Source organism: Sphingomonas sp. Leaf23, from assembly GCF_001421585.1.
Taxonomy (GTDB): domain Bacteria; phylum Pseudomonadota; class Alphaproteobacteria; order Sphingomonadales; family Sphingomonadaceae; genus Sphingomonas.
Genome location: NZ_LMKR01000003.1, coordinates 475,573 through 492,671 on the forward strand (window position 1 = coordinate 475,573; position 17,099 = coordinate 492,671).

The window sequence follows — 17,099 nt, forward strand, 5'->3', positions numbered from 1 at the left end:
CGCCCGGCCGACCCGTCAGAACAGGCCGTCGTCGTCGTCATCCTCCTCGACCACCGCGCTGGCGACCGCGAAGGCGGCGGGCACATTGGCGGTGTGGACGTCGCGTTCCTGCGCCATCGTGTAGAGTGCGAAGATGCGCGGCAGCAGCTCGCCCAGCGCGGCGGTGGCGTCGTCCGACAGGGCATCGACCGGCGGCGTGGCCGACAGGACGATCGCCGCCTGCCGCATGGTGGCGCCCAGTTCCAACTCGGCCCCGATCTCGTCGCCTGCGATCGCCAGCAGTTCGATCAGCTGCCGGGCATCGTCGCCCCCTTCGCGTACGGCCATGTCGGTGCGCTGGCACCCTTCGCGGATGACGACCAGCGCCTGCGACAGCTTGCCGCCCATGTCGCCTTCCCCCTCGGCGCCGCGCTTGTCGGCGAGGAGCGTGTTGACGTCCGACAGCTCGCGGATCGGCTGGCCGATGCCGCGCATCGCATTGCCCAGCGAATGGGCATAGATGTCGACTTCGCCCGCGACGACCGACACCGCCTTGCCCAAGTCGCCGTGGCGACGGCACAGCAGGCGGGTGTTGGTCGCGATGTCCTGCACGTTGAACTGGACGCGCTGCAGCTGTTCGAGCCGCCCGGTCAGTTCGGTGACGGTTTCGGTGATGAGGCCCAGCATCGCCGCCGACCGCTGGTCCGCTTCCTGCAACTGCACGGTGATGACCGCGATTTCGCCGACGGCTTCCTCGATCTGGATCAGGAACGGACGGCCGTTACGGCCGGCATCGTCCTCGATCAAATCGAGCAGTGCGGCCGTGTCGGGCTGGAGCGCCTTCAACGTGGAGACCAGGATCGCAGCGTCACGGTCGAAATCGGCGGCGCTGGTTTCGAGCAGCGCGGCGAGCAGCCGGTGGACCACCGCCGCGACCTCGACATGGGTCGCTTTGGGCAGGGCATGCGCGGCCCCGTCGAGCAGTTGCAGCGCGGAGACGACATGTTCCAGCCGCTGCCGGGTGCTGTCGCCGACCTGCAACGCGCCGAGCATGGTGGCGACGCGCCCCTGTACCGTGCGCGCGATCTCCGCCACCTGCCGCGCCATCGACGCCACATCGCCCAGATGGGTGTGGAGCGCATCGGCATCGCGGGTCAGCCGCACCGGCACGGCGGGCAGGATCTTGCGCGTTTCGGCGGCGAGCAGGCGACCTGCCTGCTGCACGCTGCCGACGCTGCCCGACAGTTCCTTCAGCTTGGCGAGGAATCCTTCGAGATGCTCTTCACCGGTGGCAAGACGTTGCCCCATGTCATTGACGAAGCCCACGAAAGCCGCTTCGCCCGAGGCCGCGATCTTGATGTTCATGCCATAGATATGGAGCACGCGCAGCGCCTGTCGCATGTCCATCACATGGTCGCGCAGCACGCGCGACGCGGCACTGATCCGGGCCATGTCGGCCTCGCGACCCGCCTGCACCACCGGCAGCGCGTCGAGCTGTCCGGAAACCGACTTCAGGCTCGACACGGCGATGCCGGCGACGCTTTCGTCGAGCGCACCGGTCACCCCGTCGATCGAGGTTATGATGCGGTCGATCGTCTCGATCGCGGTGGCGAGCGTAGTCCCGGCGCGGACGAAGCGCGCGTCCATGCCGGCGGCGACCAGTGCCAGCGAGCGTTTCAGGTCGGACAGGTCGATCGCCTGCGCATGGTCGGTATCGATGCGGATATACTGCATGGCGTCAGTCCTGAACGGGTGGGTAGGCAGGGCGCGGCGCGAGCGTCATCGGGCGGTCGCCTGCAACAATTCGCGGGCAATGGCGCCAAGCGGGATCACCCGGTCGGCCGCGCCGCGGGCGATCGCTTCCTTGGGCATGCCGAACACGACCGACGTCGCCTCGTCCTGCGCGAAGGTGCGCGCGCCGGTCTGCTTCATTTCCAGCAGGCCGCGCGCGCCGTCGTCGCCCATGCCGGTCATGATGATGCCGACCGCGTTCGACCCGGCGTTGCGCGCGGCGGAGCGGAACAGCACGTCGACCGAGGGGCGATGGCGCGAAACCAACGGCCCTTCTTTGACCGCCACGACATAGCGCGCACCCTGTCGTTCCAACATCATGTGGCGCAGGCCGCCCGGCGCGATCAGGACATGGCCGCGCATGACGGTATCGCCGTCCTCGGCCTCCTTCACATCGACCTGGCACAGCCCGTTCAGCCGCTTGGCAAAGGCGCGGGTGAAGCTTTCGGGCATATGCTGCACGATGACGATGCCCGGCGAATTGGCGGGCAGCGCCTCCAGCACCTCGCGCAGGGCTTCGGTCCCGCCGGTCGATGCGCCGATGCAGACGACCATTTCGGTCGTGCGGCTCATCGCGCGGCCCGTGGGCGGCGGCAGCACCGCATCGGCGGTCAGCTTGGCGGCGGGCGCGCTCAGCCGGCTGGCGGCGGGGCGGCTGCGCAGCCGCGCGCGCGCTGCGCCCTTCACCGTTTCGCGGATACGCATCTTGGCGTCGTTCAGGTGATCGGCGACCCCCATGCGCGGCTTCAGGATGACGTCGACCGCGCCCGCCTCCAGCGCCTGGAGCAGCGTTTCCGACCCTTCCTCGACCAGCGACGAACACATCACCACCGGGATCGGCTTCTGGCTCATCAGCTTGCGCAGGAAGGTCACGCCGTCCATTCGCGGCATTTCGACGTCCAGCGTGATGACGTCGGGCACCTCCTCCTGGATGCAGCGCGCAGCGGCAAAGGGATCGGCGGCGGCGGCGATCACTTCGATCGCGGGGTCTTCGCTCAGGATCGCCGTCATCGCCTGGCGGACGCTGGCGCTGTCGTCGATGATGAGGACGCGGATCTTGGCCATGTCAGTCCTTCGTGAAGACGGTGTAGGACGCGGTTTTCACCGGCAGGTCCATGCCGGCGATCGATTCCGAATGGCCGAGGAACAGGAAGCCGCCGGGACGCAGGTTGTCGCACAGCCGGCGGACGACGCGCTCCTGCGTTTCCTTGTCGAAATAGATCAGCACGTTGCGGCAGAAGATGATGTCCATCGGTTCGCCGACCAGATAGCGGGCATCCATCAGGTTCAGCCGGGCAAAGCCGATCGCCGAGCGCAGCGCAGGCACGATGCGCACCTGGTTCGAATCCCGGTCGCGCGAGGTGGCGACATAGCGCTGGCGGAGCATTGCCGGCACCGGTTCGACCAGTTCCGCCGGATAGATGCCACGCCGGGCCGTTTCGAGCACGGCGGTGTCGATGTCGGTCGCGAGAATGCCGTAATCGATCCCGCTCTTCTGCGCGAACTGATCGAGCACCATCGCCATCGTATAGGGTTCGGCCCCGGTCGAGCAGGCAGCGCTCCATGCCCGGATGCGACGCCGGCCGGCATCCGCCAGCGTCGGCAGCGCCGTCTGCGTCATGAAATCGAAATGGCCCGGTTCACGGAAGAAATCGGTCTTGTTGGTCGTCACCGCATTGATGAGGTGGACCATTTCGTCCGGATCGGCGCTGCCGTCGAACAGATGGTCGCAATAGGCATCCAGCGAGGCGATGCCGACCTCGCGCAGCCGCCGCTGCAACCGGCCCTGCAACATCGTCGCCTTGGTCGCGGGCATCTTGATCCCGGTCTGGTCGAAGATCAGCGCCGACAGCCGCGCGAACTTGTGCGGGCTGAGCCGGTCCTGATCGGGGGACGGGGCGAGTAGTGCGGACATCAGGCGAATTCCAATCGGTCGACGCGGTGACGACGATCCTGTCGTCGGGTCGGGTAGGGGGCAGGGCGGCGATCAGGCCGCCCGGCCGAAATCTGCGTCCTCGTCGTCGAAGCCGCCTTGCGACAGGTCGAGTGCGAAGCCGCGGACGCGGGATTGCTGGTCGGCGATGCTGCCGGTGCGGGCCTTGGCCGGTGCCTTGGGCTTCTTCGCCTTGACCTTGGCCGGTGCACGGGGCGTAGCGGGGGCGGCCGCCGCCGGAGCGTTGGCCAGCCGGAAGAAGGCGATGCTGGCTTGCAGCTCCTCCGCCTGGCCCGCCAGTTCGTCGGCGGTCGACGAAATCTCTTCGGATGCCGACGCGTTCTGCTGGGTCACGGAATCGAGCTGTTGCAGCGCCTGGTTGATCTGGCTCGCGCCGATATCCTGTTCGCGGCATGCCGCGCTGATTTCCGACACCAGTTCGGCGGTGCGGCGAATGTCGGGCACCAGCTTGGTCAACATCTCGCCCGCTTGGCCGGCGGCCTTTACCGTGTCGGACGAGACGGCGTTGATCTCGGCCGCCGCGCTCTGGCTGCGTTCGGCGAGCTTGCGCACTTCGGAGGCGACGACCGCGAAGCCGCGCCCATGTTCGCCGGCGCGTGCCGCCTCGACCGCGGCGTTCAGTGCCAGCAGGTCGGTCTGGCGGGCGATTTCCTGCACGATGCCGATCTTGTCGGCGATGGTGCGCATCGCGGAGACGGCGCGGTCGACCGCGAGGCCGCTGGCNCGCCGGCCTGTGCCGCCGCCTCGACCGTCTCGCCCGATACCGCGCTGATTTCGGCGGCCGCACTCTGGCTGCGCTCGGCAAGCTTGCGCACTTCCGAAGCCACAACCGCGAAGCCGCGACCATGTTCGCCGGCGCGTGCTGCCTCGACCGCGGCGTTCAGCGCCAGCAGGTCGGTCTGGCGGGCGATTTCCTGCACGATGCCGATCTTGTCGGCGATGGTGCGCATCGCGGAGACGGCGCGGTCGACCGCGAGGCCGCTGGCTTCGGCATCCTTCGACGACTGGCGCGCGATCTTTTCGGTCTGCGCGGCATTGTCGGCGTTCTGTTTGATGTTGGCGGCCATCTCCTCCATCGATGCGGAGGCTTCTTCGGCGGCGGCGGCCTGTTCGCTCGCCCCTTCGCTCACCTGATCGGACGACGACGAGAGCTGCTGGCTGCCGGCAGCGACCTGGTCGGAGGCGGATGCGACCTCGTTCGCGAATTTCGACAGATTGTCGACGAGGCGGTTGATCGCGTCCTTCATCCGCTGGTGATCGCCGTCGCAGGCGATCTCGACCCGGCTGGTCAGGTCGCCGGTGCTGACGCGATCGAGCACGCGGTTGCCCTCGGCGATCGGCAGGAGGATCGCGTCGAGCATCCCGTTGATCCCCGCGACCATCGCCGCATAGTCGCCGGCGAACCGGGCCGCGTCGCCGCGTTCGGTCAGCCGGCCGTCGGTCGCCGCACCGATCAGGCGCTGGATCTCGCCCGAAATCTGCCGGAAATTGGCGCGCAGCGTTTCGATGGTGTCGTTGATGAACGCCTTTTTGCCGGGGAAGGGTTCGAGCGTTGCGTCGAAATCGCCTTCGCAGAACGCCTTGAGGCAGGCCATCGCCTTTTTCTTCACCGCGATATGGCCGGCGACCATCGTGTTGATACCGGCGGCCATGGTCCGGAAATCGCCGGGAAATTTGTCGACGGCGACCACAACGTCGATGTCGCCGCGATCATGTTCGTCCGACATGTGGTTCATCTCGGCGATCAGCGTGCGCAGATTGCCGCGCAGCGTTTCGATCGTGTCGTTCAGGAACGCCTTCTTGCCGGGAAGTTGCGCGAAGGGTGCGTCGAAATGGCCATTGGCCAGTTCGCGGATGCACCCCATCGCCGCCTTCTTCGTATCGATATGCGATCCGACCAGCCGGTTCACCTGACCCGCGATCCGCCCGACATCGCCGGGAAGGCTGTCGGGTGCCAGCAGGACGTCGATCTCGCCACGATCATGTTCGGCCACGACATGCGCCATCGCCGCGTCGAGCTGGCCGACCGGCGCCAGCGCGGTGTCGAGCAGGGCGTTGACCGCCGCCAGCAGGTCGCGCGCCTCGTCGGTCGCCACATCCTCGCGCAGTCGCTGCGACAGGTCGCCTGCGGCGATCGACCGGGTAAGCGCGTGGATTTCGGCGATCGCCGCGACGGGCCGGGAGGTGCGTTTGAACTGCGACAGCATCGACATGACGGACATCCTCTTTTCTTGTTTTGGCCAGCGGCGGATCGATGGCCGCGTCGCATCCCGCCGCCGGGTGCGACGCGTCGAAGGGGGGTCAGGCGGCGGCGGCGATGGTTTCGATCGCGGAGTCGTCGTTGGAGAAGACCTCCGCAGCGTCGATCACCACGACGAAGCCGTCCGGTTCGCGCACCACGCCGGCGATATAATTGGATCGCCAGCGCAGCCCGATATCGGGCGCGGATTCCAGCCGGTCGCGTTCGAAACTGGCGACCGCGATCACCCGGTCGACCACCAGCCCCAGCGAGAGCATGCGGTCGGCCAGCATCACGTCGACGATCAGCACGCGGGTGGCCAGCGTCGGTTCGACCGGCGTCAGGCCAAGCCGCATCCGGAGGTCGATCATCGGTACGCCCTGTCCCCGGACGTCGGTGATGCCGAGCATCCACGCCGGGCCGTTCGGCACGCGAAAGGCAGGGCGATAGTCGAGGATTTCGCGAACCATGGTCACCGGCACGGCGAACACTTCGTCGCCCAGGCCGAAGGTAACGACCTGCATCGGTGTAGTATCGGTCATGCTGCTGCTGCTCCAAATGCGGCGTCGTCGCTGTCCGGCCCGCCCTGCGACAGGTCGAGGGCGAAGCCGCGTACGCGGTTCTGCTGGTCGGCGATCGTGTTCACCTTTGGACGTGGCGCGGCGGCCGGTGCCTTGGTGCGGGCCGTCGGCTTGCGCGTCGCGGCCGGCTTGCGGGCGTGATGGGTCTGTTCCACGCGGAAGAAGGCGATGCTCTGCTGCAGCTCGTTCGCCTGTCCGGCCAGTTCCTCGGAGGTCGAGGTGATCTGTTCCGACGCGGACGCATTCTGCTGCGTCACGGTGTCGAGCTGCTGCAACGCCTGATTGATCTGGCTCGCGCCGATATCCTGTTCACGGCAGGCGGCGCTGATTTCCGACACCAGTTCGGCGGTACGACGGATGTCGGGGACCAGCTTGGTCAGCATCTCGCCGGCCTGTGCCGCGGCCTGCACCGTGTCGCCCGACACCGCGCTGATTTCGGCAGCGGCGGTCTGGCTGCGCTCGGCGAGCTTGCGCACTTCCGAAGCGACGACCGCGAAGCCGCGACCATGTTCGCCGGCACGGGCCGCCTCGACCGCGGCGTTCAGCGCCAGCAGGTCGGTCTGCCGCGCGATTTCCTGCACGATGCCGATCTTCTGGGCGATGGTGCGCATCGCGACGACCGCCTTGTCCACCGCGACACCGCTGGCTTCGGCATCCTTCGACGACTGGCGGGCGATCTTTTCGGTCTGGGCGGCATTGTCGGCGTTCTGTTTGATGTTGGCGGCCATCTGTTCCATCGACGCGGAGGCTTCCTCGGCAGCGGCGGCCTGCTCGGTTGCGCCCTGGCTCACCTGTTCGGACGATGCGGACAGTTCCTGGCTGCCGGCGGCGACGTTATCCGCCGCGACCGATGCATCGCCGACGACGCTACGCAGCCGCTCGACCATCGATACCAGCGCGTGGCCCAGCTTGTCCTTGTCCGAGGCAGGCGTGTGGTCGACTGTCAGGTCGCCCTGTGCGATCTGGTCCGCCAGTGCCGCCGACTTGCGCAGCGCGACCGTCATGCGGTTCACCGTGTCGACCAGATCCTTGATCTCGTCGTTGCTGGTGACGGTCACTTCCTGATCGAGATCACCGACCGCCACCGCGTCCAGCGCGATGCCGACCCGCTTCAACCCCTTCGACACGATCATGCTGATCCACAGCGCACCGCCGATGGCGATAAACAGGGCGGCAATGGCAACGGTCATGAGCAGGTTGCGGGCATCGGTGTATTCCGCTGCGGTCGCTTCCTTCGATTCCGCCATCCGCACGTTGCTGCGATCGACAAGCGTGTCGATGGACTGCGACATCTTCTTCATCATCTCGCGCGACTTGCTGAGCGAGAGCGCGGCGGCATCCGCGTTGTTGTTCGCGAGGGCAAATGTCCGAATCTGCTGGTTGATATTCTTATAGTCGTTCCAGACGGCAGTTAAGCTGGCCCAGTCCGCTTTCGACTGCGGCGTGGAGCTTTGCGTAGCGGTCAGGATCAGCGGATCGATTTCTGCCGCCTTAGCCTGCGATTCCTGGTCGAGTTGCTTGGTCAATTCGAGGTCGTTCGTCAGCGCCATGTTCTTCTCAAGGCGGACCATCTCGTTCAATTTCACCTTGATGGTGAGATTGCGCACCTGTCGGGCGGCTGGCCCGTCGATAACCTCGACGATGTTCGTGTTCATGGCCGACATCTTCGTCATGCTGAGCGCGACGATGCCCGCCAGCAGCGCCAGCACGACCCCGAACGTGACGGCAAGTTTCATTTTTATCGTTGCACGCATTTGGCTGATCCCCCCCCCGGGATGGTTAGTTGATGGCTGCCGCCGCCAGGTCGCGGCGGGCAATCGTCTGGAAAATGGCGTCCAGATCGGGCAGCACCACGATATCGTCGCCATGCCGGACCAGCGTCCGCACATAGTCCCGGCGCCAGCGCAGCCCGACTACGGGCGCCCCCTCGCTGGTGGCCGCATCGAACGTGGCGACTTCGTGCACCTTGTCGGTGCGCAGGCCGACCATCATCGCCTCGCCGTTCAGCTCGATCTCGATCACGACGATCCGGCTGTCGGGCGTCGTCGTGGGCAGGTCCATGCCAAAGGCGAGATGCAGATTGGCGAGCGGGATGATCCGCCCCCGGAAATTCACGACATGGCCGACCAGCGGCGGTGCGCCCGGCACCCGCGTTTCGGGCATCATGTCGAGGATTTCGCGGACCAGCACCGCTTCCAGCGCAAAGCTCTGCCCGCCAAGGTCGAAGACAAGGACCTCCAGCTGGCGATCCTGATTCCACGGCACGGTGGCCGGTTGCACGTTATCCGGCTGCACGCAGCGTCTCCTCATGCGGTTGGCCGAGCGCGATCAGCTGGGCGATGTCGAGGATCAGCGCGACCTCGCCGTCGCCGAGGATCGTCGCGCCGGCAAAGGTCGCGGCACCTTGATGCAGCGCCGACATCGGCTTGATGACGGTCTGGTGGTTACCGATGATCTGATCGACGACCAGCCCGACGCGCCCCTGCGGCGTGGCGACGACCACGATCTTCTGGAACGGATCGGGCCGGGTGTCGGTGGCGAACATTTCGCGCAGGCGCAGGAACGGCACCAGCTTTTCGCGCAGCGTGATGAGGCTGCGGCCGCGATGGCGCAGGTCATCCTCCAGCGACAGCTCGATGCATTCCTCGACCGCGGTCAGCGGAATGACGTAGCGGCCCGTGCCGACCCGCACGAGCAGGCCGTCGATGATCGCCAGCGTCAGCGGAATGCGCAGCGCGATCAACGATCCCTCACCCTCGGTCGACTGGACATCGATCGACCCGCGCAACCCTTCGATCGTGCGCTTCACCACGTCCATGCCGACCCCCCGGCCCGACAGGTTGGTGACGGTCGCCGCAGTCGAGAAGCCGGGCGCGAAGATCATCTGCAGCAGGTCGTGGTCGCTCAGCGCCTGGTCGGGCTGGATCAGGCCATTTGCCTCTGCCTTGGCGCGCACGCGGGCGCGGTTGATGCCCCGGCCGTCGTCGCGGATGGTGATGACGACCTCACCCCCGGCCTGATGTGCGGCCAGACGGACGGTGCCGGCGGCGGGCTTGCCAACGGTGGCGCGGTCTTCGGGCGTCTCCAGCCCGTGGTCGCAGCTGTTGCGGATCAGGTGGACCATCGGATCAAACAGGCGTTCGATCACGGTCTTGTCGACCTCGGTCGCTTCGCCTTCGGTTTCGAACTCGATCGTCTTGCCGGTGTCGCGCGACAGGTCGTGGATCAGGCGGCGGAAGCGCGAGAAGAGCGATCCGACCGGGACCATGCGCAACACCATCATGGTCTCACGCAGTTCGCCTGCCAGCCGTTCGATCTCTTCGGAGACCGAACGCAGCACCAGATCCTGCCCACGATGGGCCAGCTGCGACAGGCGGCTTTGCGCGATCACCAGTTCGCCGACCCGGTCCATCAGCGCATCGAGCCGGCCGGCGGGCACGCGGACGCTCTCTTCCGCCTTGGCGGTCGACCGGGCGGCGGGGCTGTCGGTGGTCGGTGCGGCGGTGGGCACTGCCATTACGGGTTCTTCCACGACGGCGATCGGCGCTGCGACGGCGGGTACGTCTTCCGCATCGACCGCGAGCGGTTCGATGGTCAGCTCCATGTCGTCCATCACGAAGATGAACACGTCCTCGATATCGTCGCGCTTGATGTCGCCGATCAGGGTCACGTCCCAGCCGACATGGCATTCGGTCGGTACCAGCTGCGACAGCGGCGGAATGGCGTCGGTGCGCGCGACGATGGTTGCCTCGCCCAGCTCGCGCAGCTCGTCGAGCAGCATCAGCGGGTTGGTGCCGTTGGCCATCGCGTCGACCGGCAGCTTGAACGACACCTGCCAACCAGTGCGCTTTGCGGCAACCGGTGCGGTGGGCGCGGCGGGGGCGGTGCCCGACGCTTCGTCGATCGCGGCCTGCAGCCGGGCGAGGATCGCGTCGCCCTCCGCCTTCGGCGCATCGCCATCGACCAGCGCGCGCATATGGTCCTGCGCCGACAGGATGACCGAGACGAGGGCGGCGGTCGCCGGGACCTGCCCCTTGCGCACCCGGTCGAACGCGGTTTCGCAGTGGTGGGTGAAGCCGGCGAGCGCGTCGAAGCCGAACATCGCGCCCGAACCCTTCAGCGTGTGCAGCCCGCGAAAGACGGCGTTGACCAGATCGACATTGCCAAGGTCATGGCCGAGGTCGAGCAGCCCCTGTTCGACGGCATCGAGGACCTCGCCCGCCTCCACGCGAAAGGCGGCGATCGGATCGTCGCCGCTCATCGGCCCAGCACCTTGCGCGCGACCTTCACCAACTGGTCCGGCACGAACGGCTTGACCAGCCAGCCGGTCGCACCGGCGGCCTTGGCCTGGTTCTTCATTTCCGGGTCGGACTCGGTCGTCAGGAAGATGATCGGCACGCCGGCCTGCGCGGGCTGCTTTCGCAGTTCGCGGATCATGGCGAGGCCGTCCATGTTCGGCATGTTCAGGTCGGTGACGATCATGTCGAACTTCGTCGACGTGGCCTTTGCCAGACCCTCTACCCCGTCGCCGGCCTCGGTCACGGTATAGCCGGCACCGGTCAGCGCGATACGGATCGCCATGCGCAGGCTGGCGGAATCATCGACGGCGAGAATGGAAGCGGTCATTGTAGCGGGACTCCGTGGAACCAGAAGGCATTGTCGTCGGGGGTCATCGCGTCGCTGAAGCCGGCGCGGTGAAGGAGGGCGGTCAGCGCCTCGCCGGCCGGGGCGGACAGGCGGACGTCGCCGCCCTGCGCGCCGGCTTCGAGGCGAAGGCTGTGGATGAGCTGCACGACGCTCAGATCAGGTGCGGCGAGGGCCGAGACGTCGAGCACGACATCGCCGTCCAGCGGCAATGCGCGCAGGTCGTCGGCCACGGCGGCGACCGTGGTCATGCACAGCGCATCGGGAAGGGAGAAGGTAGACGTCATACGATTTCGACCCCAAGGAACAGGGTCTACGTCGCACACAGCGCTTAATATCGATTTAAGTGCGGTGTTTGGGGCACGAACGGGCGCCGGGGATGGCGCAAAATGCGCGCCGGCAAAATTGCCAGCATTAACCATGCCTTGCGCAAATCGGCTGCGCGGCAGGTCGCATGTCACGCCAGTCGGGCCGGCGGGGACACGTCGAAATTAATCAGACGCGCGGCAAAATTTCCGGGGCGCAATCGATTTCGGTCGAACTCGATTCAGCCCGCGACTCGGGAACGGCCGATCAACGGCGCGGCAGGCGGCGCGCGATCAGGACCAGCAACAGGCCGAGCGCGCCGACCACCGATCCGGTTACGACCCACAGATACTGGTCGATCATGAACGAACTGGCGGGCCAGCGGATGACACCCATCCCCTGACCCAGCCAGAACAGTCCGACGAACGCGAGGATCGCGCCAACGATCATCAGCGTGCGCCGGACGATGCGCATCTCAGCGCTGACCCACGGGCACGTAGTCGCGCTGCGTCGGGCCGGTATAGAGCTGACGCGGACGGCCGATCTTCTGCTCGGGGTCCGAGATCATCTCGTTCCACTGCGCGACCCAGCCGACGGTGCGGGCAAGGGCGAACAGCGCGGTGAACATCGTGGTCGGGAACCCGATCGCCGACAGGATGACGCCCGAGTAGAAATCGACGTTCGGGAACAGCTTCTTCTCGCGGAAGTAATCGTCGTTGAGCGCGATTTCCTCCAGCTGCAGCGCGGTTTCGAACACCGGATCGTTGACGCCCAGCGAATCGAACACTTCGCGCACGGTCTTCTGCATCACAGTCGCGCGCGGATCGTAGTTTTTGTAAACGCGGTGACCGAAGCCCATTAGGCGGAACGGATCGTCCTTGTTCTTGGCACGGGCGATATATTCCGGAATGCGGTCGGGCGTGCCGATTTCGCGCAGCATGTTGAGCGCGGCTTCGTTCGCGCCGCCATGCGCCGGACCCCACAGGCAGGCGATGCCCGCCGCGATGCAGGCGAACGGATTGGCGCCCGACGAACCGGCGAGACGCACGGTCGAGGTCGATGCATTCTGTTCGTGGTCGGCGTGCAGGATGAAGATGCGGTCCAGCGCCTTTTCGACGACCGGGTTCACCTCATATTCTTCGGCGGGAACGCCGAAGGTCATGCGCAGGAAGTTGCCGGTGTAGCTTAGGTCGTTCTTCGGATAGATGAACGGCTGCCCCACGCTGTACTTGTACGCCATCGCGGCGATCGTCGGCATCTTTGCGATCAGGCGATGCGACGCGATCATCCGCTGGTGCGGATCGGTGATGTCGGTCGAATCGTGATAGAAGGCCGACAGTGCGCCGACGACGCCGCACATCACCGCCATCGGGTGCGCGTCGCGACGGAAGCCGCGATAGAAGCCGGCCAGCTGTTCGTGCAGCATGGTGTGGCGCGTGATCGTGCCGGTGAACTTGGTCAGCTCGTCGCCCGAGGGCAGTTCGCCGTTCAGCAGCAGATAGGCGACTTCCATGAAGCTCGACTCTTCGGCCAGCTGCCCGATCGGATAGCCGCGGTGCAGCAGCACGCCTTCGTCACCGTCGATATAGGTCAGCGCCGAGTCGCAGCTGGCCGTCGAGGTGAAGCCCGGATCGTAGGTGAAGGTGCCGGTCTGCGCATACAGTTTGCGGATGTCGATCACGTCGGGACCGATGGTGCCCGACCGTACCGGAAATTGGACGTCCTTGCCCGCAACCTGCAGCTTAGCGTCTTCGGCCATTCGGCGTCTCCTGTTACGTTATGCGGCCGATGTGGCCATCTGGTCTTCGATGCGGCCCAGGCTTTCGTCGCGGCCCAAGAGGGCCAGCACGTCGAAAATCCCCGGTGAGGTGCGCGAACCCGTCAGCGCGGCGCGAAGCGGTTGCGCGGCGGCACCCAGCTTCAACCCCGCCGCCTCCGCCACTTCGCGTACCGCAGCTTCGATCGTCTCCGTATCCCATGCTGCGAGTGCGTCAAGCTTGGCGTGCAACTGCGTGAGGATCGCGCGGGCGTCCGGCGTCAGCAGTGCGGTCGCGCCATCGTCCATCGCGAGGGGGCGGGAGCGGAAGAAGAACGCCGCATTGGCCGCCAGTTCGTTGATGTCGGCGGCGCGGACCTTCAGCACCGGCATGGCGCGCTGCAGCAGATTGCGGTCGATCCCCTCGGGCAAACGCTGCGCGACCAGATCGGTCAGGCGCGCATCGTCGGCCTCGCGGATGTAATGGCCGTTGAGGTTCAGCAGCTTCTTCGTATCGAACCGCGACGGCGAACGCCCGACGCCCGACAGGTCGAACACCTCGGTCGCGCGCTCGCGGCTGATGATCTCTTCATCACCGTGGCCCCAGCCCAGACGCAGCAGATAGTTGTTCAGCGCTTCGGGCAGGACACCCAGTTCGTCGCGATAGGCTTCGACGCCCAGCGCGCCGTGGCGCTTGGACAGCTTGGCACCATCGGCACCGTGGATGAGGGGCACATGGGCATAGACCGGATCGGGCCAGCCGCCCTCGACCGCGTCCATCGCGCGGATCAGCGCGAGCTGGCGGAAGGCGTTGTTGAGGTGATCGTCACCGCGGATGACGTGGGTCACGCCCATGTCGTGGTCGTCGACGACGACCGCCAGCATATAGGTCGGCGTGCCGTCCGAACGCAGCAGCACGAAATCGTCCAGCTCGGCATTGGCGACGGTCACGTCACCCTGCACCTGGTCCGAAATCGTGACCGAGCCTTCCTTGGGTGCTTTCAGCCGGACGACGAACGGCGCGCCTTCCGGCGCATCCTCGGGCGCGCGGTCGCGCCAGCGGCCGTCATAGCGGATCGGCTTGCCGGCGGCGCGCTGTTCCTCGCGCAGTGCCGTCAGTTCCTCAGGGCTCGCATAGCAGCGATAGGCATGGCCGGCGTCGAGCAGCTGGTGCGCCACGGCGGCATGGCGGTCGGCACGGGCGAACTGGAACACGGCATCGCCGTCCCAGTCGAGGCCAAGCCAGCGCATCCCGTCGAGGATCGCATCGATCGCCGGCTGGGTCGAACGCGCGCGATCGGTATCTTCGATACGCAGCAGGAAGCGACCGCCATGGCGACGGGCATAGAGCCAGTTGAACAGCGCGGTGCGCGCGCCGCCGATATGCAGAAAGCCCGTCGGGGACGGCGCGAAACGGGTGACGACAGGCGTCGCGGAATTGGTTGCGCCCAAGCGCGGATACCCCCAGACATCGGGTGAAACATGATGGCCCATTCAGCCGCGACCGCCCCTAGCATGCTGCCCGGCACGCTTCAAACCGTGCGCCCCCCGCATCGGTTCCTTGGCTGCATGGAGGCGCTGGCGGAGGCCGAACGGGGGCAATTGCCGCTGTGGATGCCGGTCGCGCTGGGGGTGGGAATCGCGGCATGGTTCCTGTTGCCGGGGCAGGGGGCGTGGGCCGCGTTCCTGTTGCTCGCGCTGTCGATCGCGTTTGCCGGGGCCATGCTGCCATGGGGTACGCGTACCGCGCGGGCGGTGACGATGGCCGGAATACTGGCAATGCTGGGCTGTGCAATGGTGTGGTGGCGGGCCGAGCGGGTCGCCGCGCCGGTGCTCGCCCGGCCGGTGGTGGTGGCGTTCGCGGGGGTGGTCGAACGGGTCGAGCCGCTGCCGGCGCGCGAGGCGGTGCGGCTGACGCTCAGGCCCGATATCACGGCCGGGCTGCCGCCGCGCATTCGCGTCAACCTGTCCGAAAAGGATATGCCCGCAGGCGTCGTGCCGGGCGCGCGGATCGCGCTCAGGGCGCGGTTGATGCCGCCGCCGACCGCTGCCGTGCCGGGTGCCTATGACTTTGCGCGGGCGGCGTGGTTTCAGGGGCTGGGCGCGACCGGGCGCGGCTTTGCGCCGGTGCGGGTCGTCGCGGCGGGCGATCCGGGCAATGCGGCACTGCGCGACCGGCTGACCGATCATATCCTGTCGCGGGTGGAGGGCAGCACCGGCGGAATCGCCGCCGCGTTCGTCACCGGCGACCGGGGGGCGATCACCGAAGCGGATGCCGAGGCGATGCGGCGGTCGGGCCTGGCGCACCTGTTGTCGATCAGCGGGCTGCATGTGACCGCGGTCGTCGTCGCAACGATGACGCTGGTGCTGAAGCTTCTCGCGCTATTCCCGCCGCTGGCGCTCCGGGTGCGGTTGCCGGTCGTGGCGGCGGGGGCGGGCGCCTGTGCCGCGCTGTTCTATACGTGGTTGTCGGGTGCGGACGTGCCGACGGTGCGGTCGTGCATCGCCGCGCTGCTGGTGCTGGCGGCGCTGTCGCTGGGGCGCGAGGCGATCACGCTCAGGATGATCGCGACGGGCGCGTTGCTGGTGCTGCTGGTCCTGCCGGAATCGCTGGCCGGGCCGAGTTTCCAGCTGAGCTTTGCCGCCGTCACCGCGATCGTCGCCCTGCACGAGCATCCGGGCGTGCGCGGCTGGTTCCTGAAGCGGGAGGAGCCGATCGGCTGGCGGTTGCTGCGTGAACTGGGGTCGCTGCTGCTGACCGGCGTTGCGGTCGAGGCGGCGTTGATGCCGATCGGGCTGTATCATTTCCACACCGCCGGGCTGTACGGCGCGCTGGCCAATATCGTCGCGATCCCGCTCACGACCTTCGTCACCATGCCGCTGGAGGCGCTGGCGCTGCTGCTCGATCCGGTTGGGCTCGGGGGGGCGGCGTGGTGGGCGGTCGAGCGCTCGCTGGCGCTGCTGCTGTGGATCGCGCACCGCGTCGCATCGGCCCCCGGATCGGTCGCGGCGCTGCCGGCGATGCCCGACGGGGCGTTTGGGCTGATGGTCGCGGGCGGGTTGTGGATCGCGCTGTGGCGGACGCCATGGCGGCGCTGGGGCGTGGTGCCGTTGATCGCGGGAGCGGTCTGGGCGTTGGCGACGCCCGCGCCCGACCTGCTGGTGACCGGCGATGGGCGGCATCTGGCGCTGGCGACAGACGATGGCGGCATGGCGATCCTGCGCGACCGGGCGGGGGACTATGTGCGGTCGACACTGGGCGAGGGCGGCGGGGTGATCGGCGAACTCCCGCCGCTATCCGAACAGCCCGGCGCGCGGTGCAGCCCGGACCTGTGCATCGCGCGGCGACGGGCGGGCGGGCGAGTGTGGACGATCCTCGCCACCCGCAGCGGCTATGCAGTGCCATGGGCCGAACTGGTCGCGGCCTGTGCCCGTGCCGATATCGTGGTCAGCGAACGGCGGTTGCCCGACAAATGCACCCCACGCTGGCTGAAGCTCGACCGCGCGATGCTGGCGCGCACCGGTGGCGTGGCGGTAACGCTGGCGACCGGGCGGGTGACGACGGTGCGGGGCGGTGGGAAGCACCCGTGGGAGGTGCCGGCAACGATCGCCCCGCCGCGCTTGCCCTATCGCGAGCGGCGGAACGGCCGGAACGGCGGGGTTTCCGACGCGCGGCGATGATCGTTGATCGCCACCCGCGCGCAGACGAACGCGAACCAGCCGATCAGGGTAATGCCGATCCCGAAGGCCCAGGGCAGCGGCAGCTTCGGTGCGAGCAGCGCGAGGATCGGCAGCAACGCCGTCGACCGGACGACGAAGCTCCGCCCGGTCCAGTCTCGACCGATCATC

15 protein-coding genes and 1 pseudogene are annotated in these 17,099 nt (G+C 67.3%); 1 reads left to right on the forward strand and 15 read right to left on the reverse strand.

Annotation, left to right across the window (positions count from 1 at the left end; genetic code table 11):
- Window positions 1–15: 15 nt before the first annotated feature.
- The 14 genes and pseudogenes from ASE67_RS10530 to gltX all read right to left on the reverse strand — a co-directional run bounded on the left by ASE67_RS10530 (window position 16) and on the right by gltX (window position 14,702).
- Window positions 16–1,713, reverse strand: coding sequence for a hypothetical protein (locus ASE67_RS10530; RefSeq protein WP_055760500.1), 1,698 nt, complete (start codon window positions 1,711–1,713; stop codon window positions 16–18).
- Between the two features lie 45 nt (window positions 1,714–1,758).
- On the reverse strand, window positions 1,759–2,835 hold the full coding sequence (locus ASE67_RS10535) for a protein-glutamate methylesterase/protein-glutamine glutaminase (RefSeq protein ID WP_055760503.1): 1,077 nt from the start codon (window positions 2,833–2,835) through the stop codon (window positions 1,759–1,761).
- A gap of 1 nt (window position 2,836) precedes the next feature.
- Window positions 2,837–3,685: a CheR family methyltransferase gene (locus tag ASE67_RS10540; RefSeq protein WP_055760506.1), complete on the reverse strand. Its 849-nt coding sequence runs from the start codon at window positions 3,683–3,685 to the stop codon at window positions 2,837–2,839.
- A gap of 72 nt (window positions 3,686–3,757) precedes the next feature.
- Window positions 3,758–4,447 (reverse strand): methyl-accepting chemotaxis protein (locus ASE67_RS10545; RefSeq protein ID WP_235511870.1); only part of this gene is annotated, 690 nt, incomplete at its 5' end.
- 1 nt (window position 4,448) lies between these two features.
- Window positions 4,449–5,937, reverse strand: a pseudogene (locus ASE67_RS10550) (methyl-accepting chemotaxis protein); the annotation flags it as partial.
- A gap of 88 nt (window positions 5,938–6,025) precedes the next feature.
- Window positions 6,026–6,505: a chemotaxis protein CheW gene (locus tag ASE67_RS10555; protein ID WP_055760512.1), complete on the reverse strand. Its 480-nt coding sequence runs from the start codon at window positions 6,503–6,505 to the stop codon at window positions 6,026–6,028.
- Window positions 6,502–8,280, reverse strand: a complete 1,779-nt coding sequence (locus tag ASE67_RS10560; RefSeq protein WP_235511871.1) for a methyl-accepting chemotaxis protein — start codon at window positions 8,278–8,280, stop codon at window positions 6,502–6,504. The genes ASE67_RS10555 and ASE67_RS10560 overlap by 4 nt, the downstream gene beginning before the upstream one ends.
- Before the next feature lie 43 nt (window positions 8,281–8,323).
- A complete protein-coding gene (locus tag ASE67_RS10565; protein ID WP_055760519.1) occupies window positions 8,324–8,839 on the reverse strand; it encodes a chemotaxis protein CheW in 516 nt (171 codons plus the stop codon).
- A complete protein-coding gene (locus ASE67_RS10570) occupies window positions 8,826–10,805 on the reverse strand; it encodes a chemotaxis protein CheA (protein ID WP_055760522.1) in 1,980 nt (659 codons plus the stop codon). Before ASE67_RS10570 ends, ASE67_RS10565 begins: the two co-directional genes overlap by 14 nt.
- Window positions 10,802–11,170: a response regulator gene (locus tag ASE67_RS10575; RefSeq protein ID WP_055760525.1), complete on the reverse strand. Its 369-nt coding sequence runs from the start codon at window positions 11,168–11,170 to the stop codon at window positions 10,802–10,804. Before ASE67_RS10575 ends, ASE67_RS10570 begins: the two co-directional genes overlap by 4 nt.
- Entirely contained in the window at window positions 11,167–11,475 is a 309-nt protein-coding gene (locus ASE67_RS10580) for an STAS domain-containing protein (RefSeq protein WP_082457059.1), read from the reverse strand. Before ASE67_RS10580 ends, ASE67_RS10575 begins: the two co-directional genes overlap by 4 nt.
- Before the next feature lie 286 nt (window positions 11,476–11,761).
- The gene (locus ASE67_RS10585; RefSeq protein WP_055760532.1) at window positions 11,762–11,968 is read right to left on the reverse strand and encodes a hypothetical protein; all 207 of its coding nucleotides are present in this window, start codon (window positions 11,966–11,968) and stop codon (window positions 11,762–11,764) included.
- A gap of 1 nt (window position 11,969) precedes the next feature.
- A complete protein-coding gene (locus ASE67_RS10590; protein ID WP_055760535.1) occupies window positions 11,970–13,253 on the reverse strand; it encodes a citrate synthase in 1,284 nt (427 codons plus the stop codon).
- A gap of 18 nt (window positions 13,254–13,271) precedes the next feature.
- Entirely contained in the window at window positions 13,272–14,702 is a 1,431-nt protein-coding gene (gltX, locus tag ASE67_RS10595) for a glutamate--tRNA ligase (protein WP_055761591.1), read from the reverse strand.
- A 63-nt stretch (window positions 14,703–14,765) separates the two neighbouring features.
- Here gltX and ASE67_RS10600 point away from each other — a divergent pair, with 63 nt between their 5' ends.
- The gene (locus ASE67_RS10600; RefSeq protein WP_443025567.1) at window positions 14,766–16,931 is read left to right on the forward strand and encodes a ComEC/Rec2 family competence protein; all 2,166 of its coding nucleotides are present in this window, start codon (window positions 14,766–14,768) and stop codon (window positions 16,929–16,931) included.
- Here the strand turns inward: ASE67_RS10600 and ASE67_RS10605 are convergent.
- Window positions 16,877–17,098 carry a hypothetical protein gene (locus ASE67_RS10605; RefSeq protein WP_055760541.1) on the reverse strand — a complete coding sequence of 74 codons (222 nt, stop codon included), beginning with the start codon at window positions 17,096–17,098 and terminating at the stop codon, window positions 16,877–16,879. The two genes, ASE67_RS10600 and ASE67_RS10605, sit on opposite strands and share 55 nt — an antisense overlap.
- Between the last annotated feature and the right edge of the window lies 1 nt (window position 17,099).

What these genes read in the sequence shown, in the direction of transcription:
- ASE67_RS10530 (WP_055760500.1), bottom strand. Translation starts at nt 1,713, where the DNA reads ATGCAGTATATCCGCATCGATACCGACCATGCGCAGGCGATCGACCTG.
- ASE67_RS10535 (WP_055760503.1), bottom strand. Translation starts at nt 2,835, where the DNA reads ATGGCCAAGATCCGCGTCCTCATCATCGACGACAGCGCCAGCGTCCGC.
- ASE67_RS10540 (WP_055760506.1), bottom strand. Translation starts at nt 3,685, where the DNA reads ATGTCCGCACTACTCGCCCCGTCCCCCGATCAGGACCGGCTCAGCCCG.
- ASE67_RS10555 (WP_055760512.1), bottom strand. Translation starts at nt 6,505, where the DNA reads ATGACCGATACTACACCGATGCAGGTCGTTACCTTCGGCCTGGGCGAC.
- ASE67_RS10560 (WP_235511871.1), bottom strand. Translation starts at nt 8,280, where the DNA reads ATGAAACTTGCCGTCACGTTCGGGGTCGTGCTGGCGCTGCTGGCGGGC.
- ASE67_RS10570 (WP_055760522.1), bottom strand. Translation starts at nt 10,805, where the DNA reads ATGAGCGGCGACGATCCGATCGCCGCCTTTCGCGTGGAGGCGGGCGAG.
- ASE67_RS10575 (WP_055760525.1), bottom strand. Translation starts at nt 11,170, where the DNA reads ATGACCGCTTCCATTCTCGCCGTCGATGATTCCGCCAGCCTGCGCATG.
- ASE67_RS10580 (WP_082457059.1), bottom strand. Translation starts at nt 11,475, where the DNA reads ATGACGTCTACCTTCTCCCTTCCCGATGCGCTGTGCATGACCACGGTC.
- ASE67_RS10585 (WP_055760532.1), bottom strand. Translation starts at nt 11,968, where the DNA reads ATGCGCATCGTCCGGCGCACGCTGATGATCGTTGGCGCGATCCTCGCG.
- ASE67_RS10590 (WP_055760535.1), bottom strand. Translation starts at nt 13,253, where the DNA reads ATGGCCGAAGACGCTAAGCTGCAGGTTGCGGGCAAGGACGTCCAATTT.
- ASE67_RS10600 (WP_443025567.1), top strand. Translation starts at nt 14,766, where the DNA reads ATGCTGCCCGGCACGCTTCAAACCGTGCGCCCCCCGCATCGGTTCCTT.
- ASE67_RS10605 (WP_055760541.1), bottom strand. Translation starts at nt 17,098, where the DNA reads ATGATCGGTCGAGACTGGACCGGGCGGAGCTTCGTCGTCCGGTCGACG.